The sequence below is a fragment of the Absiella sp. AM09-50 genome, assembly GCF_003433845.1.
Taxonomy (GTDB): Bacteria; Bacillota_I; Bacilli_A; order Erysipelotrichales; family Erysipelotrichaceae; genus Hoskinsella; species Hoskinsella hominis.
Window position 1 is genome coordinate 12,052 of sequence record NZ_QVFI01000032.1, and the last position, 24,068, is coordinate 36,119.

General features: G+C 34.6%; 20 protein-coding genes. 7 read left to right on the plus strand and 13 right to left on the minus strand.

Annotation, left to right across the window (positions count from 1 at the left end; all coding sequences use genetic code 11):
• Positions 1-3: 3 nt before the first annotated feature.
• The 3 genes from DW114_RS18550 to DW114_RS18560 all read right to left on the minus strand — a co-directional run bounded on the left by DW114_RS18550 (position 4) and on the right by DW114_RS18560 (position 5,105).
• Complete coding sequence (locus tag DW114_RS18550; RefSeq protein WP_117455471.1) at positions 4-1,824, minus strand: ABC transporter ATP-binding protein; 1,821 nt, start codon at positions 1,822-1,824, stop codon at positions 4-6.
• Positions 1,808-3,607 (minus strand): ABC transporter ATP-binding protein, encoded by a 1,800-nt coding sequence (locus DW114_RS18555; RefSeq protein WP_117455473.1) that lies wholly within the window; start codon positions 3,605-3,607, stop codon positions 1,808-1,810. Before DW114_RS18555 ends, DW114_RS18550 begins: the two co-directional genes overlap by 17 nt.
• Positions 3,608-3,698: 91 nt before the next feature.
• Complete coding sequence (locus DW114_RS18560; protein WP_117455475.1) at positions 3,699-5,105, minus strand: spore germination protein; 1,407 nt, start codon at positions 5,103-5,105, stop codon at positions 3,699-3,701.
• Between the two features lie 116 nt (positions 5,106-5,221).
• On the opposite strand from DW114_RS18560, the gene DW114_RS18565 reads away from it, so the two are divergent.
• From DW114_RS18565 to DW114_RS18590, 6 genes are all read left to right on the plus strand, one after another.
• Entirely contained in the window at positions 5,222-5,875 is a 654-nt protein-coding gene (locus DW114_RS18565) for a response regulator transcription factor (RefSeq protein ID WP_117455477.1), read from the plus strand.
• Positions 5,875-7,299, plus strand: coding sequence for a sensor histidine kinase (locus DW114_RS18570; RefSeq protein WP_117455479.1), 1,425 nt, complete (start codon positions 5,875-5,877; stop codon positions 7,297-7,299). The genes DW114_RS18565 and DW114_RS18570 overlap by 1 nt, the downstream gene beginning before the upstream one ends.
• Positions 7,289-8,038 carry a hypothetical protein gene (locus DW114_RS18575; RefSeq protein ID WP_117455481.1) on the plus strand — a complete coding sequence of 250 codons (750 nt, stop codon included), beginning with the start codon at positions 7,289-7,291 and terminating at the stop codon, positions 8,036-8,038. Before DW114_RS18570 ends, DW114_RS18575 begins: the two co-directional genes overlap by 11 nt.
• A 76-nt stretch (positions 8,039-8,114) precedes the next feature.
• Positions 8,115-9,425 (plus strand): hypothetical protein, encoded by a 1,311-nt coding sequence (locus DW114_RS18580; protein WP_117455483.1) that lies wholly within the window; start codon positions 8,115-8,117, stop codon positions 9,423-9,425.
• A gap of 10 nt (positions 9,426-9,435) precedes the next feature.
• Positions 9,436-10,161: an ATP-binding cassette domain-containing protein gene (locus DW114_RS18585; protein WP_117455485.1), complete on the plus strand. Its 726-nt coding sequence runs from the start codon at positions 9,436-9,438 to the stop codon at positions 10,159-10,161.
• A complete protein-coding gene (locus tag DW114_RS18590; RefSeq protein ID WP_117455487.1) occupies positions 10,158-12,515 on the plus strand; it encodes a hypothetical protein in 2,358 nt (785 codons plus the stop codon). Before DW114_RS18585 ends, DW114_RS18590 begins: the two co-directional genes overlap by 4 nt.
• A gap of 17 nt (positions 12,516-12,532) precedes the next feature.
• On the opposite strand, the gene DW114_RS18595 is transcribed toward DW114_RS18590, so the two are convergent.
• From DW114_RS18595 to DW114_RS18605, 3 genes are read right to left on the minus strand one after another with little or no spacing between them, the layout of a single operon-like run.
• Positions 12,533-14,377, minus strand: coding sequence for an ABC-F family ATP-binding cassette domain-containing protein (locus DW114_RS18595; RefSeq protein WP_117455489.1), 1,845 nt, complete (start codon positions 14,375-14,377; stop codon positions 12,533-12,535).
• 30 nt (positions 14,378-14,407) lie between these two features.
• Positions 14,408-15,718, minus strand: a complete 1,311-nt coding sequence (locus tag DW114_RS18600; RefSeq protein ID WP_117455491.1) for an N-acetylmuramoyl-L-alanine amidase — start codon at positions 15,716-15,718, stop codon at positions 14,408-14,410.
• 14 nt (positions 15,719-15,732) lie between these two features.
• Positions 15,733-16,542: a LicD family protein gene (locus DW114_RS18605; RefSeq protein ID WP_117455493.1), complete on the minus strand. Its 810-nt coding sequence runs from the start codon at positions 16,540-16,542 to the stop codon at positions 15,733-15,735.
• A gap of 167 nt (positions 16,543-16,709) precedes the next feature.
• On the opposite strand from DW114_RS18605, the gene DW114_RS18610 reads away from it, so the two are divergent.
• Positions 16,710-17,645 (plus strand): Gfo/Idh/MocA family protein, encoded by a 936-nt coding sequence (locus DW114_RS18610; RefSeq protein ID WP_117455495.1) that lies wholly within the window; start codon positions 16,710-16,712, stop codon positions 17,643-17,645.
• Positions 17,646-17,676: 31 nt separating this feature from the next.
• Here the strand turns inward: DW114_RS18610 and asnS are convergent, their stop codons facing one another.
• The 7 genes from asnS to DW114_RS18645 form a co-directional block, all read right to left on the minus strand.
• Positions 17,677-19,062 carry an asparagine--tRNA ligase gene (asnS, locus tag DW114_RS18615; protein WP_117455497.1) on the minus strand — a complete coding sequence of 462 codons (1,386 nt, stop codon included), beginning with the start codon at positions 19,060-19,062 and terminating at the stop codon, positions 17,677-17,679.
• 306 nt (positions 19,063-19,368) lie between these two features.
• Positions 19,369-20,001, minus strand: a complete 633-nt coding sequence (locus DW114_RS18620) for a redox-sensing transcriptional repressor Rex (protein ID WP_117455499.1) — start codon at positions 19,999-20,001, stop codon at positions 19,369-19,371.
• 152 nt (positions 20,002-20,153) lie between these two features.
• Positions 20,154-21,167 carry a tRNA (adenosine(37)-N6)-threonylcarbamoyltransferase complex transferase subunit TsaD gene (tsaD, locus tag DW114_RS18625; protein WP_117455501.1) on the minus strand — a complete coding sequence of 338 codons (1,014 nt, stop codon included), beginning with the start codon at positions 21,165-21,167 and terminating at the stop codon, positions 20,154-20,156.
• Positions 21,164-21,613, minus strand: a complete 450-nt coding sequence (gene rimI, locus DW114_RS18630; protein WP_117455503.1) for a ribosomal protein S18-alanine N-acetyltransferase — start codon at positions 21,611-21,613, stop codon at positions 21,164-21,166. The genes tsaD and rimI overlap by 4 nt, the downstream gene beginning before the upstream one ends.
• 1 nt (position 21,614) lies before the next feature.
• Positions 21,615-22,220 carry a tRNA (adenosine(37)-N6)-threonylcarbamoyltransferase complex dimerization subunit type 1 TsaB gene (gene tsaB, locus DW114_RS18635; protein ID WP_117455505.1) on the minus strand — a complete coding sequence of 202 codons (606 nt, stop codon included), beginning with the start codon at positions 22,218-22,220 and terminating at the stop codon, positions 21,615-21,617.
• Positions 22,220-22,663, minus strand: coding sequence for a tRNA (adenosine(37)-N6)-threonylcarbamoyltransferase complex ATPase subunit type 1 TsaE (tsaE, locus tag DW114_RS18640; RefSeq protein WP_117455507.1), 444 nt, complete (start codon positions 22,661-22,663; stop codon positions 22,220-22,222). Before tsaE ends, tsaB begins: the two co-directional genes overlap by 1 nt.
• 17 nt (positions 22,664-22,680) lie before the next feature.
• A complete protein-coding gene (locus DW114_RS18645) occupies positions 22,681-23,907 on the minus strand; it encodes a peptidoglycan bridge formation glycyltransferase FemA/FemB family protein (RefSeq protein ID WP_117455509.1) in 1,227 nt (408 codons plus the stop codon).
• Positions 23,908-24,068: the final 161 nt, after the last annotated feature.

Here is a 24,068-nt window from a genome sequence, read left to right on the forward strand (position 1 = left end):
CGCTTATTTAAAGTAGTCTGCTTGAGCATTCCATAATTTCTGATATAACCCCTGCTCTTTATATAACATTTCATGAGTTCCTCTTTGTATGATTTTCCCCTTATCTAATACAATAATGTCGTCACAAAACTGACAACTGCTCATTCTATGGGAAATATAAATTGCGGACTTGTCCTTTATCAAATCATTCAAATGTGTATAGATTTCAATTTCTGAAAGAGGGTCTAAAGCTGCTGTTGGTTCATCTAAAATAACCCATGGGCGATTTGCATAAAGTGCTCTAGCAATTGCTACCTTTTGTGCTTCTCCACCTGATAGTTGCACACCATTTTCCTGAATTCCAATGTTTGTATATATTCCAACTGATAGTTTTTGCAAACTTTTTTCAAAACCGCTTTGTTTTAAAACGGCAAGAATCTGCTCTTCATTTTCTGCTGTTTGATTTGTGATGATATCTTTTAACATTCCATCAAATAGTGTAAAATCTTGAAATACAACGCCAAAATTATTTTGCAAGGCTGATAATTGAGAACTATTAACAGGTATTCCATCAATCAGAATCTGCCCGCTTGTTGGTTTATATAGCCCACATAGCAATTTGATTAAGGTTGTCTTGCCAGCACCATTTTGTCCTACAATTGCTGTTTTCTTTCTTGGTTGTAGTGTAAAGCTGATATCCTTTAAAACATCTGATTCACTATGTGGATAGCGATAGCTTACGTGATCAAATGTAATAATGGATTCTTCATTTAATTGAATCGCCTTTTCATCCTGCATCCTTTGATCTGGCAACTTTAAGAATTCATCATAATACATCATATAGATAACCTTCATATGTAAATCTGTATATATAATGGGAAAAGTTGAAATTGCATTATTTAATTTTGCCATAGATCCTGCATATGTTACAAAATCGCCAATGGGTATGGAATGAAAATAAACCTTTATGATAATAAGCATATAAAAGATTGTATTAATCATATTTCCAAAGAAAACACTTTCTGTAAACAATCCTGCAATGCGCTTAATAAAAATCGTAAAGTATTTTAAGGATTTCTTTTGACGTTGTTCCATCTCTTCTAAAACCGCTTCTTGCATTTGAAAAATACGAATATCTTTTGCCATAGCTGAATTCAATGCAACCTCATTGCAATAATAATCATTTTCACGACTTAATTTCGTATTTTGAACAAAAAATGTTTGACCAGCCTTTTCAAAACTCCGAGATAGATAATTTCCAAAGCAAATATAACCAAGCAACATCAATAATATAATTGCCCCAGCCCATATAGAATCAAAGAAAGCAAAGATACCACTTATGTTAGAACTATGACATTGTAATAGATATAGTAACAAAGCCAATGACATTATAATTGTAAATAAAGTTTCCAGCAAAGATGAAAATTGTGACATCATGGCAATGACACCACCACTTTGTGATAATCCATCTTTTGCCCTTTCAATCATATCTAAACTATCTTTATCTTCTAATCGATCATAGGCTAAATACATAACCTTCTCACTAATATTTTTTTCTAATTGCAATTCAAGTTCTTTTACAGCAATATGCAGACGAAATTCTAATATATATTGCAAACCTTCACAACATAGTATACTAACAGCTAACACGAACACAAGTTCCCACAGCTGTTGACTTACACCATGTACTGTAAATACATTGATTATCCATGATGTAAACCATAAAGGTATATATGCTACTAAAGATTTGAAAAAAGAAGAGGATAATCCAAGTAATAAGGTATAAGGACGCTGTTGATGTATCAATTTTAAAATGGTCATGATACTTCTAATATGTTCTTTCATCTTCCTTTTCCTCCTTTTGATAATAGCTGGCCTGTGCATCAAACATCTTTTTATATAAGCCATCCTTCTGAAGTAATTCTTCATGCCTGCCTTCTTCTTTTAAAATTCCATCATCAAACAATAAAATACGATTTGCAAACCTTGTTGAAGCTAATCGATGAGAAATAAAAATTGAAGTACATTCTTTTGCTGCCTGTTCATACGTTTCATATAGTGAGGCTTCTGCAAGTGCATCTAAAGCAGCGCTTGGCTCATCCAATACTAATATTTTAGCTTCCTTATACAGAGCTCTTGCCATCATTAATTTTTGCTGTTCTCCACCACTTAACATCGTACCTTCTTCACTTATTATATTTGATACATACGTATTTTCCTTTTGAAGACAAGCTTCCACTTTATCTTTTAATCCACATTTTTCAAGACATGCGAATACTTTATCTATTTGAATTTGTTTTTTGGGAAGACACGCCACATTCTTTTTAAAAGAATATGCCATAACACTGGAATCTTGAAAGATTGCTGCGATATGAGAATATAAATCTTCTTTTTTGATATAACGTATATCGATTCCATTGATATAGATATGTCCTTTCGTTGGTGTATATAATCCACATAGTAACTTCATTAAAGTTGTCTTACCTGCTCCATTACTGCCAACTAAACCAATTTTTTCTTTCTTATGGACAGTAAAACTGACATCTTTTAATGTGTCTTTTTTAGCCCCGGGATAACAAAAATATACGTGATCAAAACATATTTCTAAATCATCTTGTGGTAAACTCATACATTGTTCGTCATCTTGTATCACTTCATTCATAAAATCTTCATAATCAATAATTCCTAATGCTCCTCGTTTGGTTTCATTATAATAAGATACAATTTGATTGATCCATCCAGAGAATGCTGTAGCTGCACTTGTGTAGAATACAAAAGCTGAGATACTCATACCATGCATTAACTGATAAATAAAATATCCAAATACCAATAACGTGCGTATTGTAGATAACAATGTTGTGCCAAGTTTTGCATATAAATATTTTCGTTCTACATCACTTAAGGTACGAATTCGTTTTATCTGATATTTCTTTATTCTATGAATCAAATAATCCTGCATATGGAAAATCCGAATATCTTTACCATTTTTAGGAAGTTTTACATTATGGTGATAATACTGTAATTGTTGATCGGCAATAGCATATTCACTTTTCTTTTGATGTTCATATGCTTGTGCACGGCTAATCAAAAAAATACTGAAAACAGATAATAAAACCACCACAAAACACAGCCATATCTGAATAGAACCAAATACTGCAGCATATAATATAAATCCTGTTAATGCAATTGATAGAAATATCAAATTTCTTATAAAACATTCAAAGCCCACATTATTTGATTCTATCCCATTTTTCTGCGCACGATTTAATTTTTGCCGATATCCCATATCTTCCATTTGCGCATAAGGAGTATTCATCGCTTTATCATAAAGAGCCAACGTCAGCTTACATTTTACAATATACATCTTAGGATCATATAACTGTGTTAAGTATGTGGAAACACTATCTAAAAATGCTGTCACAAGACCAAATAGTAATGCGAACCATAGCAACATGATAATAGAGCTTTCTGTTTCTATTAGATATAATAAAAAACTAGGCATCAAAACCTGAAGAAAAGGAGTAAGCACACCACTTACCCACATAAAAAATATCATTATAAACAAGCTTTTTTTCCATTTCATCATAGCACGAAATGTTTTTCTCATTGCATACATCATTATTTTCATATATCTATCCCTCAACAGTTGTTCGTTATACATCGAACTTATGTAAATATATTATAGATATGCAACGAACAAATGTCAATATTATTTCTTCTTACTTTTTATATCGACTGCGTAATTTCTTTCTCGCAAAAATCATCTTAAAATCATGTGGATGAAAAGGAATCAAAGGATACAGATAGGATGTATTTGTGATTGTTTTAGTACTGCATAAAATAATGAGGACAACTATCAATCCAATCCATAATCCAAAACGTGGTACAATTGCGATACATAGTAACATTAAGATACGCATAAATTTGATAGCATAGCCTAATTCCACACTGGGCTGGGTAAAGTTAGCAAGCGCCACAAACGCCATATATAAAATGATTTCTGGTGCCAACCAGCCAGAGTCTATCGCAAAATCACCTAAGATCAATGCACCGATAATACTAAAGGAGCTGTTAAGGGAGCTTGGTGTATTTAAGCTTGCCATTTTTAAAGCGGTGATACCAAATTCCAACACCAGCATCTGCACGATTACAGGCAGATTCATGGTATCCTGAATGAGTGTAAAGCGAAACCATGCAGGACATAGATCTGGATTGCAGTTGAAATAATACCAGATAGGTGTCACAAACAGGGTCAATAAAAAGACCAGAATACGTATGATGCGCATATAACTTCCAGTCACTGGCGGTAAGTAATAGTCCTGTGCTTCTTGGATAAAATCAAAGAAACTGGTTGGAAGCAGCAGTACACTTGGACTGTTATCAATCATTAAAACGATTTTTCCTTCCAGAATATTGGAGCTGGCAGCATCTGGGCGTTCTGTGTATCGTACTTTTGGAAAAGGATTCAGCCATTTATGAGGAACAAGTGCTTCCGCAATGCTTTCCTGTGCCATGGTTAAAGCTTCTACATGAATATTGGCTAATTTTTCACGGATATCTGCTAACATCTTTTGATCCACCAGATGCTCCATATAACATAAAACAATATCTGTTTTACTTTCACTTCCCACACTTGTATATTCCATATGTAAACGAGTATCCCTTATTCTTCGTCTGATAAGTGCAGTATTAAATATCAGGGTTTCCACAAACCCATCCCGGCTACCCCTTAATACTTTATCTTCTTCCGGTTCCTGCATACTGCGGGTTGGATACGTTCTGGCATCAATGATGATTCCTTCTTCATAACCTTCCACAACAAGTAAAATGGAACCACTCAATACAGCTGTAATACATGTTTTCATATCAGGTTGTACATCCACTTCCAAGTAGGATAAAAAGCGGTCGCAGAAGCTTTGTACACTTTCTTTTTGTATGGTATCTTTGATATCTGCCTTTAATAAAAACTCCATCATCTTTTCTAGAATTTCATCTTTCGCAAATCCATCCACAAAGTATAAACTCATAGAAGTATCTTGTACCTTTAATGGTTTTCTGACGATATCAAAGTTTTCTTTGATATGCATTTGTTCATTGATCATTTGTATTTTATTTTGATAGTTCATCTTATCACCTGTTGTTAAGATGCACGCCTTTTGTGTTTTTATACACATATCATGGTAAAATAGAAATGATACAACTTTGATACATTCATCGTAAATACTATGACAGGGTGATAAACATGAAAATATTAATCGTAGAAGATGAACGCGCAATTGCGGATTTGATGATTTTAAATTTAACCAGAGCAGGCTATACCTGCACCTATGCACAAGATGGTGAGATTGCTGCTGATCTTGTGGAGCAACACTCTTTTGATCTGATTCTTTTAGATATTATGCTGCCAAAAGTTGATGGTTATGAATTTATGAGCTATGTGGAGCCTTTTAAAATTCCTGTGATTTTCATTACAGCCAAAGGCTGTGTAAAAGATAAAGTAAAAGGGCTTCATATGGGGGCTGATGATTATCTGGTAAAACCCTTTGCTATTGATGAATTATTGGCACGTGTAGAAAGTGTACTAAGAAGATATCATAAAGGATTGGAAGAAATTCATGTGTTGGATATTGTAATCTATACATCATCCCATGTTGTCAAACAAAATGGCAAAGTCATCTCTTTAACAAATAAAGAATATGATTTATTATTATATCTTGTACAGAACCGTAATATTGCTTTATATCGAGAAACCCTTTATGAAAAGGTTTGGGAACAGGAAGGCGTGGAGGAAACCAGGACACTAGATTTACATATTCAACGACTGCGTAAGAAACTAAACTGGCATAATTATATTCAAACGGTATATAAAATCGGTTATCTACTGGAGGTGAAGTAATGAAGCTTTCTTCTAAAATTGTTTTTAGCTGTATTACTACCATTGCCATCGTCTTTTCTCTTGGTTCTACGATCATGCTATATCAAAATCAGAGACATCTGCTGGATGAAACCTTAAAACAAAAGCTTTCAGCCCATGAAATCGAAGTAAATGCATTAGAATCAAAACTGGTACAGGACAGTTTAGATCATTTAACAGATAAGGGAAATGATTCAGATAAAATGAATGAGCGTTTTAAGTATTACCTGCAACAAAACAACAGTATGAAAAATCGTCAAAATGAAGGATACGTACTATATGATGAACATGGAGATGTGATTTATTCTGACATGTCGGCTGTGCTTTATAAAAAGTTGAAAAAAGATGCATTTGATACATATTATATCCTGGATACAAATACAGCAACATATAGTATTTTTACCTCAAAGTTAACTGCCGGCAATCTTCACTGGTATATTAGTGCGGCTTATAATATCGAGGATGTTTATCAGGAACGTACGCGCCAGTTTCAAAGTTTCTTGATCATTGATGCCTGTATTTTATTGTTTTCTTATTTATTATTACAATATATCAGCCACTATTTGATCAAACCGATTCAAAAGCTAAATGAAACAAGCCAGCATATCGCCTTGGGAAATTATAAGGAGCGTACTAATATTCAAAGTGATGATGAAGTTGGTGAATTAAGTAAAAGCTTTGATCATATGGCAGATGCAATTGAAGCCAACATGACACAATTAAAACAACAGGCAGAAGCAAAAGAAGCCTTTATGGGCAGCTTCTCCCATGAAATCAAGACGCCAATGACGGCAATCTTAGGATTTGCGGATATGTTAAGAACATACGATTGTGATGTGGAAACCAGAAGAAAGGCTGCCGACTATATTTATACGGAAGGAAAACGTCTGAATAGTTTATCACATACCATGATGGATCTTTTATCGTTGAATGAAAATACACCAGCATTATGTAATGTATGTGTGGATGATATCATCACTGCTTTAAAAAAATACTATCAAGGCACTGACTGCTCCTGCCGTTTAGAATTTATCTGCGCATCTGCAGTTGTCTTATCCAATCAAGAATTATTGTTTACCATGTTGCGTAATCTGATAGATAATGCCATCAAGGCCTCATCAGAAAGACAACTGGTGCTGATCAAAGGTGTGGTTTATGAACGGATGTATCAATTTTCGATCATTGATGAAGGCATTGGTATGAATGAAAAAGATGTAGAAATGGCATTAGAGCCATTTTATATGGCAGATAAATCTAGAACCAGAAAACAGGGTGGCGCAGGACTTGGTTTAAGCATTGTGAAACGCATTCTTGATATTCATCATAGTCATCTGGATATAAAGTCGATTCCTGATAAAGGAACAACACTTAGTTTTATGCTGGAGGTGATACCTCATGAAAATTAAAATTGTATGCCTCCTTATGATGGTGCTTACCATCCTTTGTCCCTTATTGTTATTTCAAGTACAGGACTATATGGATCAAACAAAAAGCTATGCAATGCCGCATACATCCATTGATGATATCGTATTGAAAAAACATCCGATTATAGCTTCTATCTATAATGAATTTTATAGTTCTGTAGATAATGATTATTTTAATTATGATTATACAGATATCTCTGTTTATGATAAGGATATTCAAGAAAAACTAATAGATATGAAAAAAATCTATGAAGAAGAAATCAACGCATTATTAACATATAAGGTTTTAAAGCCTGAAGAATTGCAGCTAAGTGATCAACATTTTACATTAAATTTTGGATATCTAAATACCCGGTTCAAGAAAAATCAAAATGTCTTTCCTTTATCCCAAATTTATGAAATCAGAAAAGATGGTAGTGAGAGTGCTAATTTTATTTTATTAAAAGATGTTCATAAAATAAGTAAACTATCGATTTATCGCACAATGACTCCAAAAACCTCTGAGGAATTAAAAGCAATTACATGGGCATATATTCAATATTTAGGCTTGGAGGATTTAGATGACTGGCAATATACTGCTTATGGGTATGAATCCTATTCTGCGAAAATTCAGGTTTATTGTGATATGTCACAAGTAGGAGAACCACAGTATGAATTAAATGTGGGAATCTGTCCGATTGGTCAACATTCTAAAATATATAATGCAATCATTATGCAGTAAGAAACAGTGCAGGCTGTTTCTTTTTTGATACAAATTTGATACATGTCATTGTTAGGATGAGCTTGAGGTGAAGAAAATGAAAAGATTTAAAACAGGCATAATTTTATTAATGAGCGTTGTATTATCTGCATGCCAAAGTAACACAACAACGCCAACAGCGAAGCCAAATGAACAAAAAGAAGAAACACCAAAAGAGGCATTGCAAATGAAATATTTATATCGTGGGGATGGAAATGAGAAAGGATTATATCATATCGCTTTAAGAGATGTCGATCATATAACCTATGCAAATATTTATTATTATGATTATGCATCTAAAAAAGAGATTTTTTTATGTGATCAACCACAATGTAAACATATAGATGATAGTTGTACATCCTTTGTGAAAGATTCCATGAATGATTATGTTTTCCTTCATGATCAGCATATATATCAAATTCATATGAGTACAGGCGGTATGGTAATTGGAAATGATTTAACAGTAGAAACCAGTTCACAGACTGGTTCTATTATACAAATGGATCTTGATGGAAAAAATAAAAAAACGCTTTGTACATTACCTGAAGGATATTCATTTGATGATAATCGTGTCATAACAGATGAACGTTATGTATATCTTCCTTTAGCCAAAGAAGATATTATCTCCAAGAATGAAAATACCCATATGAATTACACAGTAGATTCCAAATTATATCGAATTGATCTAACAAATGGTGAACAAAAATCCATCATGGACTTTCATGATATGAAAATTCAAGGTGTTAACAAACGAGATATCCTACTATCCAAAAATATATATCAAAAAGATATCAACAAACTGTTACAGGAGAAAAAATTTGATGAATATGAAACAGTCGCAAGAAATGCAAAATTAAATTTTACAAGTTATCATATCGATGAACAGAAAATGGATGAATATATTCCAGTTAATACAAAATCATCTTGTTTATCTTATCAAGATAAATTGTATTATGATCTTGATAATGCCATACATGAAGTTTCCTTAAAGGACGCAAAAGATCAAATCATTGCGCAGATGCCAAATGATTATCAATATATTCTTTCAGAGATATGGGATGGTAAGGCGATCATTCAGGCATGGAATGATGCCCAAGAATATATTACTTCCTATACGTTATCACTCAATGATAAAAAACTTACTCCATTGACCTTGATGAAACATCAGCCAAATGAGCCTATGGACATACTTGGTGAAACCAAAGACGCCTTCTTCGTATATTATGATCATGACCAGCACGCAGAAAAAACCTGGGCAGGTACTGATCAATACACACTAGATAAAGCCTATTATGGAAGTATATCAAAAGATGATTTTTGGGCAAATAAAGATCAGTTTGAAACATTTGATACCATCAGTACACAATAAGGAGAAATATATGCTTGAAATTAAAAACGTAAGAAAAGCTTATCATAATACCATTGCACTTTCAAACATCAATCTGACATTAGATGAAGGAATTTATGCCCTGCTTGGTCCAAATGGTGCTGGTAAATCAACATTAATGAATATCTTATGTGATCAATTGAAAATGGATGAAGGTGAAATATTATGGAAACATCAAAACATTTATCAACTGAAAAAAAGCTATTTTGATATTCTTGGCTATGCGCCTCAACAACAGGGATTATATGATGAATTTAGTGGAAAACGCTTTTTAACCTATATGGCGCTTTTGAAAAATATTCCAAAAAAAGAGATAGCATCTGAAGTGGAAAGAGTTGCGCGTTTGGTCAATATGGAGGATGAGTTATGGAAAAAATGTAAAGCTTATTCTGGTGGTATGAAACAACGTATGTTAGTGGCACAGGCCTTATTGGGACATCCAGCATTATTACTTTTTGATGAGCCTACTGCTGGTCTTGATCCAAAAGAACGTGTATCTTTGCGAAACGTTTTTGCTGCACTTGCAAAAGATCATATCTTACTGATTGCAACACATGTAGTAAATGATGTGGAAAGTATTGCAAAAGAAGTCATCTTTTTGAAGAAAGGAAATATCATTGCCCAAGGCAGCGTGGATACACTGATTCAAGAGCATCCCCATGCTGAATCTTTAGAAGATGTATATCTAAATTTGTTTAAAGAGGAAGAAACGCTATGATATCCATATTAAAAATGGAGGCTTATAAATTATGGCATAAACCTATTTTTATTGCACTGATGATAATCATTTTCTGTATGAATCTAGGAATATTCGCCTATCTTGAACAAAGTCAAAATATACCTTTACATGCGTATCAAACCTTACAGGTAAAATTAAATACGTTACCTAATGAAAAACGTTATACATATATATGTAATTATGATGATCAAATCCAAGCATTTGAAATACTTTCACAAATGCAGTCATTAAAGCAGCATAAAGAAACAAATCAACTCGCTGTTTTACAAAGCCAATATCCAGATATTGAAAAAACATATGGAAATGACTTTTTACAATTTACCCCATATTTCACAGATTCATTAGAACAGGAAGCTGAATTTATGCATACCATACGCAAGGAGATGGATACTTTATACCACTATAAAGCACAGCTTCAAGATATCAGACAAAAAGCTGATGCGATATCCTCCATATCAATTTTTTCACAAAAAGATAGTTTTTCTGCCAGAAATATCATAAAGACTTCCCATGATTTTGAAAAGATGTCTGATTGTATTATCACCTATCAACTGGAAAAAGGAATAAAAGATGCAACACACGCACCAATTACCGATATATTGATTTTAATTATGATGATGGTCATTGCATCTTCTATGATCATGGAGGAAAAAAGCCGGCATTTATTTTCTATCGTAAAAACAACCAAACGAGGATATCTGGAAACAATTGTTTCAAAATGCATAATCATGAGTATATCCATTTTATGTTTTTCAAGTATGATGTATCTGTCTAATCTTATATACATGCAGATTTTTTGTGGACTTGGAAATCTAAATGCCAGTTTGGTATCTTTGGCTTCTTATTCACAAAGCACACTTTCTATCACAATCAAACAGTTTTTCTTTCTCTTTTTCACAACGAAATGGCTGGTTGCATCCATGATTGGCTTTTTCATGTTAATGATTGCCGTTTTATCCTCACATCGTCTGAGTTGTTTTACAATCATTTTGGTTTTTCTTGGTATAGAAGGTGTATGTTATCAATATATTCCAGCAAATACTAGATGGCAATTATTAAAATATCTAAATGTTTTTAGTTTCCTTGAAACAGACAACTTGTATCAAATATACCGCAATCTGAATATTTTTCAATATCCACTGTCTTTACAATTCCTATCATTTATATGCATGATTACATTATTGTGTTTGGGATTTATCGCATGCGTTCTTGCTTATACAAAGAAAAGAAATCTTGTGTTATCGACAAATGATAATTTGAATTTGTTAAGTCATCATACATTTGCTTTATCTTTATGGAAACAGGAATGTTACAAACTATTATGGGTACAAAAAGGAATCATCTTTCTGATTTTATTTTTCATACTTCAGGGATATACATTTACAAGTCATCAAACATATATATCACAAGATCAGCGTCAGTGGATTTCCTATATGAAAGAATTATCTGGATTACCTAGCCAACTAAAAGATGTGTTTATAAATAAACAGGATACATATTATGAGCAGCTGCATCATCAAATAAATGGGCTGCAAAAACAATATGATATGCATAAAATTTCAAAACAAGAATTACAAGAGATGATAGAACCACTCACACAACAGTTATATGGTGAAGAAACATTTGCGAATATAAAAGCGCAATATCAATATGTGAAAGAAGGTAAAAATCGTCAGATGATGGTTCCTTTTGGATATGAATACCTGTTCTTTCAAGATCATGCCAATGCCATCCCGGCCATATTGGCTTTAACTTTCCTTATTTTGATGCTATCTAATTTTGAATGCTATGAATATCATCAACATCATGACCAGTTGATTTACACGACAAGTAAAGGAAGGTATCATTTATTTAAAGTGAAGCTAAGTATTGCACTAATATGTGGCCTGATTTTTACGCTATTAGCATTTTCTTTTGATTTCTATCATGTACATGAAATGTATGGTCTATCAAACATACAAGCCTCAATTACTTCTTTCACATATTTTTCTACATTGCCAGAAGGTATGAGCATATTACAGTTTTTAATAATCATGTGGTGTTGTAAATTGATTGCTATAGAGAGTGCTGTCTGCATCATATTCGGCTTATCCGTGAAATTAAAACAACAAATTTATGTCATTTTCTTTTTTACACTGACTGTAATTTTTCCTTTGATCTTGTATTTCACAGGCTTTCATTTTTTAGATGGGTACAGTTTGATTGCTTTATTTCACAGTGCTTTTTTCATTAAAGAACAGGCTTCCTTTTATCCATTGTATGTTACATTATTTTATATATTAGTTGCGTGTATCAGCTGTAATTACGCCCAAAGAAGCATAAAAAAACGATGAAATTCATCGTTTTTTCTTTATCCCATAAGCTCACTATATTCTTCCCATTGCTCCATCAAATGTTCAATCTCATTATGAACATCATCAATCTGGGCATCTAAAGCATCCATCTTCTTTACATCATGATAATATTCTGGATCAAAACGTAATTCTCTTAAATCTTCCAATTCCTTTTCTTTGACTTCGATTTTCTTTTCCAGCTTACTGATTTCTTTTCCATAATTGATTTGGCGTTTTGGCTTTTCTTCTACCTTGACTTCTTTGGCACTTACCACCTGAATTGGTTCTTTGTGCATATATTCATTGTACGTTAATGGATAGTAAGTTGCTTTTCCATCATCAATCACAAGAATAGCAGTAGCTAGTTTACTGATAAAATATCGGTCATGGCTGACAAACAGCATGGTGCCTTCATATTCATTTAAGGAATCCTCCAAAGCTTCTTTGCCAATCAGATCCAAGTGATTAGTCGGCTCATCCATCATAAGAAGATTAGGATGAGATAACATCAGTTTCACAAAGCTTAAACGCACTTTTTCTCCACCGGATAAACAGTCAACGGTTTTAAACACATCATCACCGCTAAATAAGAAACAGCCAAGCGCTGTACGGATTTCTGTACGATTTAAATCTGGGAAGTCTTTCCATACTTCTTCTATGACGGTATTGGTCGTATCAAACTGGGCAAGCTCCTGATCAAAATAACCAATTTCAATTTGATGACCCAGTAAGAAGCCCCCAGATAAAGGTGGAATCTGCTGCATCAGGGTTTTCATCAAGGTTGATTTTCCTTTTCCATTCGGTCCAATGATGGCAACTTTCTGCCCTTGCATAACTTCTAAATTGACCGTACATAAAGGATGATCATAGCCAATGGTTAAATCTTTGACTTCCAATACTCGTTTTCCACCACGAACATTTGGCGTAAAACGAGCCTTAAACGTTTTTTCATCGCTTTTTGGATCTTCGATACGATCCATACGATCTAAATATTTGATTTTACTTTGCGCAAATGCTGCTTTATTCTTTTTATAACGGAACTTTTCAATCAGTTCTTCCATACGCTGAATTTCTTTTTGCTGGCGAACATAAGCACTTTTCTGCTGTTCCAAATCACTTTTTTTGGCATTGACATAATTGGTATAATTGCCTGGGTAACGACGCATGACACCATATTCAATTTCATAAACAACATCAACGACATCATCCAAAAACATACGGTCATGAGATACCAGTACAACTGCTTTAGGATAACGTTTTACATAGCCTTCCAGCCATTCAATCGTATCAATATCTAAATGGTTTGTTGGCTCATCTAACAACAATACATCAGGTTTGCTAAGCAGCAGTTTCACAAAAGCAAGTCTTGTTTTCTGACCACCGCTAAAAGTTGCTATGCTTCGTTTTAGATCTTCTTCCTGAAAACCAAATTTTGTGAAAATCGTCATTAGTTCTGAATGATAGGTATAACCTCCCATTTCTTCAAAACGCTGTTGTAGATTCGCAAAACGATTCATATTTTCTTCACTTGGATCCTCACTCATCTGTGTAGTCGCAAGCTCTAATTGTTTTCCAAGTTCTTTTACTTTATCAAATGCATGTTCTAATTCATCTTCCACAAGGGCATTCTCATTAGAAAAGGTCGTCTGTGCAAGATACCCAATGGTTAAGGCACTCTCTGCATGAATTTCTCCTTTATCCAAATGCTCTATATCCGCAATCACTTTTAACAATGTGGTTTTTCCACATCCGTTTCTTCCGACAATTGCGATTTTTTCCGTATTACGGATTTCAAATTGAATATCTTCAAAGATGACATCCGCACCGAATTGTTTTGTTCCCTTATGAATCTGATACTTCATAATCATCACCTATCTATCTCTTTATTAATTTTATCCTTCTAGCACATTAATACTTAATGCAAATGCTTTTGCACATGATTTTACTATTTTCTCTTTATTTTTCTTCCAGTTTGCGGCATCTTCCTCATTTGTGATATACGCAAAATCAAGCTCTACACCCTGCATGCCATTGGCATCTTTAAAGCTCTTGTTGGCTTCTGCACTCGTTTGTGAATATCGACCAGCAAGTGTAGCACGACCTCCACTTTCCCTTAACTGCAGGTTTAAATCATAAATCGTTTCATTATCCAAACGTCCTTGGGTCAGGCTTGTTGTGACAATTCCAGGCCAGCTAGGATTGGTATAATACAAGGAGCCAGCTTTCACTACCTTGTCTTTTTCCATATAATACATCATATTACGGGCAAGTGTAGCGCTGCTATAGGATGAATGCCAAATTTCCATACCATTGGCTTCACTTGATGGATTTGCATTGAACCGCAGGAAAAGATAATATTTTGCCTGTTTCTTATATCCTTTTGAAAGACGACCATCCTCCCCATATGTTTCAATGACCTGATCTTTACTATCCTTTGTGATTTCTACACGCAGACCATAACTTTCAAGTTCTTTTTTCATAATTACTGCCGCATCATACATTTCATCATTTTCCACCAGACCATTGGCTTCATTTCCTTTATCTGGAACATTTTGTACATCGACATTCATTCCATAAGGATCTATCAATACATCGATTTGATCATCATTTGCTTCTTTACTGGTGATATTTAAAAACATATAGTTTTGATCCATTGTGATATTCTGGTCTTTTAAAAGATCCTTATCTGCGATAATACTGACATTTTGTACCTTGCCATTTCGTTTTGCGGTAGTAAAGGTATTGCTTTCCACAGGATTGGCAAATACAACACGTTTTTTTATCATATTATCAATCACATTGACTTCATAAAATCCATCTTTGATGTTTTGTAAGACAATTTTCTGATCCACTGTATTCCCCATGGACATTGTCACTTCACTATCATCACATACATTATGCAGAACCACAGATTTACTAGCCATCGTATCTTTATGAAGTGGAGAATAGCTTTGATCAAAAAGATTTAAGGATTCTCCATAATATAGATAATCCGATACACTCATGATTTCAGCACTTTTTTTATTTAAAACAGATACCGTTTTCTCCGGTGTAAAACCACATACCGTAAAAGAGGTCTTTTTTTCTTCTTTTACTAAAAAGACAGAAACACCGGCATAAATCACAAGAGCAATCAGCAATAACAGTGGAATCAGTATTTTTAATTTTATACGGTATTTTCTTTGTCTTGGTGCATATGCCATCGTTTCGTCCTCCTTTATAATTCAATATCTTTGATATGCTTTGGTGCTTGTGCTTTCTCTGGTGGAAAACTCATATAATTTGCGCCAACCTCTGCATTCAACATATAGTCCGCATTCTTTGGAATGGGCAGTTTTGTATCTTCAAATTCCACATACTGAACAGGAAAAATACTGTCATATGGATAAGTTACCGGATGGAAAAAAGAATTAAAGGTCCATGTCAGATCATAACCAACCATTGGACTGTTTTTATTGATTTCTCCATATTTCTTCGCATTGCGTACAAAACGTTTTTTCAACAGATAAGGATTGATATGCAGGTTTTCAAAAAAGGCAATCAATACCATTAACAACCCATTGCGACATCTCCAGAAAACATCCTTTGTCTGATTTTCACTTACGTGATCAATAATAAAGACATCAATAAAAATTCCATCACTGTCTTTACATTTATTTTTCAAAAGGAAATTTGCTTCTCTACAATATGTACCTTTCAAACGAATCTTCATAGGCGGAATCAATACGTTATATTCCTTGTGTGATTCAAAACTTTGGATTACATATTTATCTCCAAGCTGATCCACAACTTTCAGGAAGCGTTCATAATCTTCTCTCATCATACCAATATCCGCATCATCATCCCATGGAATAAATCCTTTATGACGAACGGCGCCAAGAGCACTTCCTCCTGTCATCCAATAAGGAATATCATTTTTTTGACATACTTCATCTATATCCTTCAGCATCTGTAACAGTACTAATTGAAGCTGGCGTACTGTTATCTTTGTGCCGTCTTCTTTTTCTTTTAATATATATTCTTTCACATTAATCACCAGGTTATATTATAGAGGAAAATAGTCGAGTTCACAATCATTTTCATAAAATATCACAATTTTGAAAGACTTTCAGTAATTTTCCCAGGAAATATTACAAAAATCCTCCTATACGCATGGTTCTCCTTGCGTTATAATAAAGCCAAGAGGTGATGATTATGCAATTACACTATGGTTTGATATCCTGTGCCAGCATCACAGATCGTTTTCTCCATGGCATATTAGAAAACGGGGATATCATTGAAGCAATCGCATCACGAAGTTTGATAAAAGCACAAGAAAAAGCGAAACAATATGCAATACCAAAAGCATATGGATCTTATGAAGAAATATATCTGGACCCTGATGTGGATATCGTATATATTTCCAATAACAATGCGAATCATGTAAAAGAAATCAAAAAAGCTTTATCCTATAAAAAACATGTTATATGTGAAAAACCTATTGCTTTAGATCCAGAAGATGGAAAAGATCTGTTCTATTACGCCAGAAAACAAGGATGTTTCCTGATGGAAGCACAAAAAAGCTTGTTTCTGCCTGTGATGCAGGATATCTATCATATCATTAAAACAAAACAGCTGGGCGATTTACATCAAGTATCCTTATCTTCCAGTTTTCCTAATCCAACTGCCACATGGATGCATGATCCAATGCAGGGTGGTGTCGTATATGGAAGTGCCAATTATACCATTGAATTGCTGGATTATTTGATAGAGCCAAATACGATTCATGTAAGTGCATTAGGCACGAAAGAAGAAAATGGCACATGCAATCGTGTAAGTATTTCTATGATTATGGATGATGTACTCATCAACAGCACGATTTCCATGAAAGGCGACACAAAAAAACAAGCCATTTTTTATTTCACAAATGGCTATATTGAAGTTCCTTTATATTGGAGAGCACGAGAATATCGTATCATCCAGCAAGATCATATCAAGCGTATCATCTATCCATGCCGCTATGAAATGAAATATGAAGTTCTCCATATAAATGAATGTATCTCAAAGGGTTTATTAGAAAGTCCTGTAATGAGCGCACAAAGAAGCACCATTTGTTGTCAACTAGTGAACCAGATTATCAGGCAAATATAAAAGAACTGCTGAATTTCCAGCAGTTTTTCTTTTAATATAATAAATTTCTTGGTGTACGTGGGAATGGTTCAACATCACGAATGTTTGAAATACCAGTCAGATACATCAACATACGATCAAAGCCAAGACCAAATCCTGCATGTTTACATCCACCAAAGCGACGTAAATCCATGTACCATTGTAAAGAATCACTTTCCATACCCATTTCTTTCATACGTTCAGCTAATACATCATAGCGTTCTTCTCTCTGGCTTCCACCAACAAGTTCTCCTACACCTGGTACTAACAAGTCACAAGCAGCCACTGTTTTACCATCTTCATTCATACGCATATAGAATGCTTTGATATCTTTAGGATAATCAATCAAGAATACAGGACCGTTTACAACTTTTTCGCATAAGTAACGTTCATGTTCACTCTGAAGATCCATGCCCCATTCGATTTTGTTGTTTTCAAATTTTACATCAGCTTTCTTCAATTCTTCGATAGCTTCTGTATATGTCATGCGTTTAAATTCGCTGTTCATAACCTTTGTGATACGATCAATACATTCTTTATCAATCATCTTTTCAAAGAATTTCATTTCTTCAGGTGCATTATCTAATACATACTGGATACAATATTTAATCATATCTTCAATCAGATTCATATCATCATCTAAATCCGCAAATGCGATTTCAGGTTCAATCATCCAGAATTCAGAAGCATGACGTGTCGTATTAGAGTTTTCTGCACGGAAAGTAGGGCCAAAGGTATAAACATCACGGAATGCCATAGCGAATGCTTCCACATGCAGCTGTCCAGAAACAGTTAAAGAAGCATGCTTTCCAAAGAAATCTTCTTCATAGTTTGTATCTTCACGTGTTGTAACAGTGAATGTTTCACCAGCTCCCTCTGCATCATTTCCAGTAATTACTGGTGTGTGCACATACACAAATCCTTGGTTCTGGAAAAATTCATGAATAGCCATAGATAATACAGAACGCAAACGAAATACTGCATAGAATGTGTTTGCACGAGGACGAAGATGTGCAATTTCACGCATATATTCAAAGCTGTGACGTTTCTTCTGTAAAGGATAGTCACGATCACAATCACCTTCTAATATAACTTCAGTGACCTGAATTTCAAATGGTTGTTTTCCTTCTGGTGTCAACACAAATTTACCAGTAACAGTTAAAGCTGCACCTGTAGGATATTTCTCCACTTCTTTAAAGTTTTTTAAATCTTGTGTATACACTAACTGAGCATTGCGGAAATACGTACCATCATTTAATTCAATGAAGCCTAATTTCCCACTGCAGCGATTTGTTCTGATCCATCCCTGTAACTGTACATATTCCATTGAGTCTAGTTCTACATGAGATCCACTTAATACGATTTCATATAGTTCGCGAATAGTCATAAATTCAAACATGTTATTTCCTCCTTTTTATCATAAAAAAAACGTTCCCATCACAGGAACGCTTGTTTTAGCGCGGTGCCATCCTGATTCTTCATGCATAGCATAAAGCATCTTTTTAGCATGTAACGTATGCCTGACGAAATCGTCTACTTTAGTTCTCCGATTCTACTCCACAGGTGTTCTCCATAAGCCTTTCGTTCTGCCTTTCACCAACCGCAGAATCGCTTTTTTCGAAACAATCTTATTTCGTCCTGTTTCCTTGTATTTCAACTCTTGTTTAGATGATACCACAAGTATCCTCCATTTTACAAGCTTTTTTTACAAATGTCCGATATTTAGTTTGTTTGTTTCAAAAACCAGCTCCTGAATAGACGTTACAACATCAATACTCTTTAATATAACGCCCTTTGGAATCTGAATATGTTCATGTGTAAAGTCAATTAGTCCAATGATGCCACAGGCAATCAAACGATCAACGGTCTGTTGAATATTATCACTGATCGCAAGAATAGCGATACGACAGCCATCAGGAACCCGTTGCTCCAGCTCACTGATATCATAAACAGGAATACCAAAACGAACACCCTGACGATCTGGATTGATATCAAATGCACAGGAAATTTCACCAACGACATAATCCCATTTATTATACTTCATCAATGCACGTCCCATGTTGCCTGCACCTACCAGTATGATCTTTTCATCAAAATCCATACCTAGTTCCTGATTAAAAATTTCAATCAGCCGGTTGACATCATACCCATAGCCCTGTTTTCCAAGATTGCCAAGGAAAGAGAAATCACGACGAATGGTAGTTGGCTCAATATTCACAACACTCGCCAACTCTTTAGACATGATACGTTCCACACCGGAACTTTGTAATTTTCGCAGCGCCTTCAAATATACAGGATATCGTTGCAGCGTTGCCTTTGGTACGTTCTTTTCACTCATGTATATCACCTATGAGTTAGTATACCACGAATTTTTCTATTTGTGAATAAATTAATAAGTTTAACATGCAAAACATTCACATATTTTATAATAACCATATCATAAATTCTTATACGCTAACAAAAAGACAGCAAATGCTGCTGTCTGAAAATTTAACGCTCTAATTCCATTCCCGGATTTGCGGTTAAATCAAAATCTCCACGCTCGCCATGCAGGTATGCCACCGTACCGGCAACACCAATCATTGCCGCATTATCGGTACAACAAGAAAGTGGTGGAATAATAAACTCAACATCCGGATATTGATTTGTTAAATCCACACTGACTTTTTCACGCAGACAAGAGTTCGCCGCAACACCACCAGCCAGTACCATCTGCTTTGGATGATATTGTTCAATTGCTTTTCTTGCCCGCAGCAATAATGCCTCAAAAGCCGTTTCCTGATAAGATGCCGCAAGGTCTGCAGGTACAAAGCTTTCTCCTTTACGTTTGCATCGATCAATAAACTGTAACACACTGCTCTTTAAACCACTAAATGAAAAATCAAGTTCATTTTCGGTCTTAGGTTTTGCTAATTGATAAACAGGCTTTCCTTCTTTCGCAAGTTTATCCACATAAACACCGCCAGGATATGGAAGTCCAAGAACACGGCCAACCTTATCTCCAGCTTCACCAATCGCATCATCCTGGGTCGTACCAAGAATCTCAAAGCTCCATTCATCTTTCATATAGACTAATTCTGTATGTCCACCAGATACTACAAGGGCTAGCAATGGAAATTTTAAATCCGCAATCAAACGATTTGCGTAGATATGTCCAGCAATATGATGCACAGGAATCAAAGGTTTATTAAAAGCCCATGCCAGCGTTTTAGCGGCTTGTACACCTACATGCAGGCTGCCCACCAGACCAGGTCCCTGTGTCACAGCAATACCATCCATATCTTCTACTTCCATATTTGCCTGTTTCAAAGCTTCTTCAATGACCATAGAAATATTTTCCACATGGATACGGCTTGCAACTTCAGGAATGACACCACCGAAATCTTTATGTACATCAATTTGTGTAGCGACGACGTTTGCCAATACTTCTTTTCCGTTTTTTATGATTGCGACTGCCGTTTCATCACAACTGGATTCAATCGCAAGAATATACGTATCTTTCATAAACAGCTTCCTTTCAAGGCCTTTACCAAAACATAGGCATCTTCCCCATTATCATGATAATACCCTTTTCTCGTATTTACATTGATAAAATCGTATGATTCATATAATCGTTGTGCCGCAATATTGCTGACACGAACCTCTAGTGACAATGTTTCACAATGCATTCTTTCCACATCTTCTATCATTTGATCCATTAAAAGATGTGCTAGATGCTTGCCACGATATTGCGGTAAGACAGCGATTTTCGCTAATTGTGCAATATCAAAAGTAACCCAATAATCAATGAATCCAATAATTTTGCCTTCTTCTTTTAACACATAGATAAAGGCATAATCATTTTCTTCTAATTCATATAAATATTGTTCCTTACTCCATGGCGCAGGAAAACAAATAGCATCAATTGCAACGATTTCATCAAGATCTTCTTTTTTTAATGCTTCCAGCATACTATTTTACCATATAGGCACTCTGGTCTTTTAAATAACGTGGTGTTAAGATATGAATGTTTTCCACTTTTCTTGCGTAAGGACGCAAAAGTTTAAAATTTTCAATAAAATCAATATCTGTTGTTTCCATATCGATCAAAGAAGTATCCCCAATTACTTTTAAATCTGGATGTTCTTTTAAGTAGGCTTTAATTTCATCCAGGTTCATGATACATTCTTCTTTGTCAAACACTCCATGATTTAAACTACCAGCATATGCACGAGAACTTCTCGCATCCAGCATAACGAATACATGATCATTTACTCCTGCATATAATTGCAAGGTTGATATACAATATAACGGGATATGTTTTCTCGTACATAAAACCTTTGCGACTGCCATCGCAATACGTACCCCAGTATAGCTACCTGGCCCATCTGTAATCATGACTTCATCCAAATCATCAGCTTTCCAGCCAACGCTGTCCATACAGGCAATTAATTCCGGAAATAAAGTTTCACTTTGCTGCTTCCAGCAAGACAAAGCTTTTCCAGCTTTTACTTCACCATCTTCTAACAGCACAATCACCAAATGGCGATGTGCACTATCCATACATAAGGTTTTCATTATAATTCCCTCACAATCTTTTCATATGCTTCACCGACTGCCTTAAACATAAATGTTCTTTCTTCTTCTCCACTACGATGGATTTCGATTTCCAATCGTTGTTTAGGCAACTGTTCTTCTATGAAACCAGGCCATTCCACAACACATACACCATCTGCATCAAATACTTCCTCAAACCCTAAGTCTTGAGAAATACCTTCTAAACGATATGCATCAATGTGGTATAAGGGCATCGTTCCATTATATGTCTTTAAAATCGTAAAAGTTGGGGAATTAATTACTTTTTTAACACCAATTGCTTTACCAATTGACTTTGTTAGTGTAGTTTTTCCAGCACCCAAATCCCCCGTTAAGGTGATTAATGATCCAGGAAATAATAATGCTCCCAGCTTTTCGCCTAATGCTGCTGTTTCATCTAAGGAATGTACAACGATTTCTTTCATACAAACACCTCCTGTTTTTAACGATTACGTTCTTTCAAACGTTTATATACAAAATTAAAGAATGGATATACAAGTTTATTCACCGGAATATCAAATTCTCCAATAAATTCATTGATCATTGGATTAAAGTTATCTTTGAATTTCGTTAAACCATCATCCAAAGAACCTTCTACACCACCCATATTACAAGTACCACAGCCATTTTCAAATGCCCACTTCATGTTTTTTACATAAATATAGTATTGAGGCATAAATTTCTTAAAACGTTGATCCATACCTGCATATAGCATTTCACAAGTATGTCCATAACGAATACTTAAAACACCTGCAATATGTATGGTTCCCTTTACTTGATCCATTTCATCGAATATTTCTTTAAACTCTTTTACATCTTTTTCCAAAGAACGTTCCATATCCTGTAAACGGCGCAATTTCTTTTTCGCATTTTCAGGACATTCTTCTATTTCCTTCTCAATATCTTCATGTTTTTTAATATATTCATGGTATAGTGCTTCTAAATCTACACTTGCAAGGAAAATCTTTGCGTCTGTTGGATAGGCTTCACACAGTTTTTTGAAATATTCAAGGTTACGCAAATGAACACCTTTACGTTCCTCTGTTAATTCTACCAGACGGGCAAACTCTTCTGCAAATTCTATGCCTCCCATTTCAACTTCAACATTGCGTTTTAGTGCATCTTTCATCAAACGTTTTGTATGACGAGGAAGACTTTCTTCAAAATCATCACACTTATACACATTGGATTGAAAACGTGGCTGTATAGTATCCGCGATATGCATCGTAAAGCCTAAATGTTTTCCTCCAACTTGCTTCATATGATTGATATATTCTTCAGTATCTTCATAACGATTGGTGTTGTATTCACTTGATTTATAATCATTTACATGAATGCCTGGATCAACCTTAATAAAGATACAATGATCTTTCTTACTATATTTTTTTAATCCTTCAAAATATGTATTAATAATTTCCTGTTTATGAAAATCCATAACCGGTCCTTTTGGCAGATAATACATTGTAAATCCAAGTGGCAAAGGTTTAATTAAAACCAAAGATGAAGCAACCAGTTTATTATTTCCATCACGCACACCTGCAAGCAATGATTTCCAGTTGTCTTTTACTTTTGCCCAGCTGGCAGATTGAAGTAAATTACAGTATTCATGTACTGTAACAAATGCATCATGTTCGTCTTTTGTTATATTTGTTGTAAATGTATAAGCCATTTTATCAACCTTTCTTTATCTTTATTGGATTGAGTATGTCAATCTCAAACATTATACCACAATTCATAGCACGCATATCAAGAACTTTCATATATTTTCAAGATTTATGAAAATAAAAAAAAGCCTCACAAATGTGAGGCAAACAGACCTGGCAACGTGCT

Bases quoted from the DNA above. Each gene is read 5' to 3' on its own strand.
- DW114_RS18585 (WP_117455485.1), top strand. From the start codon at position 9,436: ATGCTTGAAATTAAAAACGTAAGAAAAGCTTATCATAATACCATTGCA.
- tsaD (WP_117455501.1), bottom strand. From the start codon at position 21,167: ATGAAAGATACGTATATTCTTGCGATTGAATCCAGTTGTGATGAAACG.
- DW114_RS18550 (WP_117455471.1), bottom strand. From the start codon at position 1,824: ATGAAAGAACATATTAGAAGTATCATGACCATTTTAAAATTGATACAT.
- tsaE (WP_117455507.1), bottom strand. From the start codon at position 22,663: ATGAAAGAAATCGTTGTACATTCCTTAGATGAAACAGCAGCATTAGGC.
- DW114_RS18565 (WP_117455477.1), top strand. From the start codon at position 5,222: ATGAAAATATTAATCGTAGAAGATGAACGCGCAATTGCGGATTTGATG.
- tsaB (WP_117455505.1), bottom strand. From the start codon at position 22,220: ATGAAAACCTTATGTATGGATAGTGCACATCGCCATTTGGTGATTGTG.
- DW114_RS18560 (WP_117455475.1), bottom strand. From the start codon at position 5,105: ATGAACTATCAAAATAAAATACAAATGATCAATGAACAAATGCATATC.
- DW114_RS18575 (WP_117455481.1), top strand. From the start codon at position 7,289: ATGAAAATTAAAATTGTATGCCTCCTTATGATGGTGCTTACCATCCTT.
- rimI (WP_117455503.1), bottom strand. From the start codon at position 21,613: ATGCTGGAAGCATTAAAAAAAGAAGATCTTGATGAAATCGTTGCAATT.
- DW114_RS18600 (WP_117455491.1), bottom strand. From the start codon at position 15,718: ATGGCATATGCACCAAGACAAAGAAAATACCGTATAAAATTAAAAATA.
- DW114_RS18570 (WP_117455479.1), top strand. From the start codon at position 5,875: ATGAAGCTTTCTTCTAAAATTGTTTTTAGCTGTATTACTACCATTGCC.
- DW114_RS18590 (WP_117455487.1), top strand. From the start codon at position 10,158: ATGATATCCATATTAAAAATGGAGGCTTATAAATTATGGCATAAACCT.
- DW114_RS18580 (WP_117455483.1), top strand. From the start codon at position 8,115: ATGAAAAGATTTAAAACAGGCATAATTTTATTAATGAGCGTTGTATTA.
- DW114_RS18620 (WP_117455499.1), bottom strand. From the start codon at position 20,001: ATGAGTGAAAAGAACGTACCAAAGGCAACGCTGCAACGATATCCTGTA.
- DW114_RS18595 (WP_117455489.1), bottom strand. From the start codon at position 14,377: ATGAAGTATCAGATTCATAAGGGAACAAAACAATTCGGTGCGGATGTC.
- DW114_RS18645 (WP_117455509.1), bottom strand. From the start codon at position 23,907: ATGGCTTATACATTTACAACAAATATAACAAAAGACGAACATGATGCA.
- DW114_RS18555 (WP_117455473.1), bottom strand. From the start codon at position 3,607: ATGAAAATAATGATGTATGCAATGAGAAAAACATTTCGTGCTATGATG.
- DW114_RS18610 (WP_117455495.1), top strand. From the start codon at position 16,710: ATGCAATTACACTATGGTTTGATATCCTGTGCCAGCATCACAGATCGT.
- asnS (WP_117455497.1), bottom strand. From the start codon at position 19,062: ATGTTTGAATTTATGACTATTCGCGAACTATATGAAATCGTATTAAGT.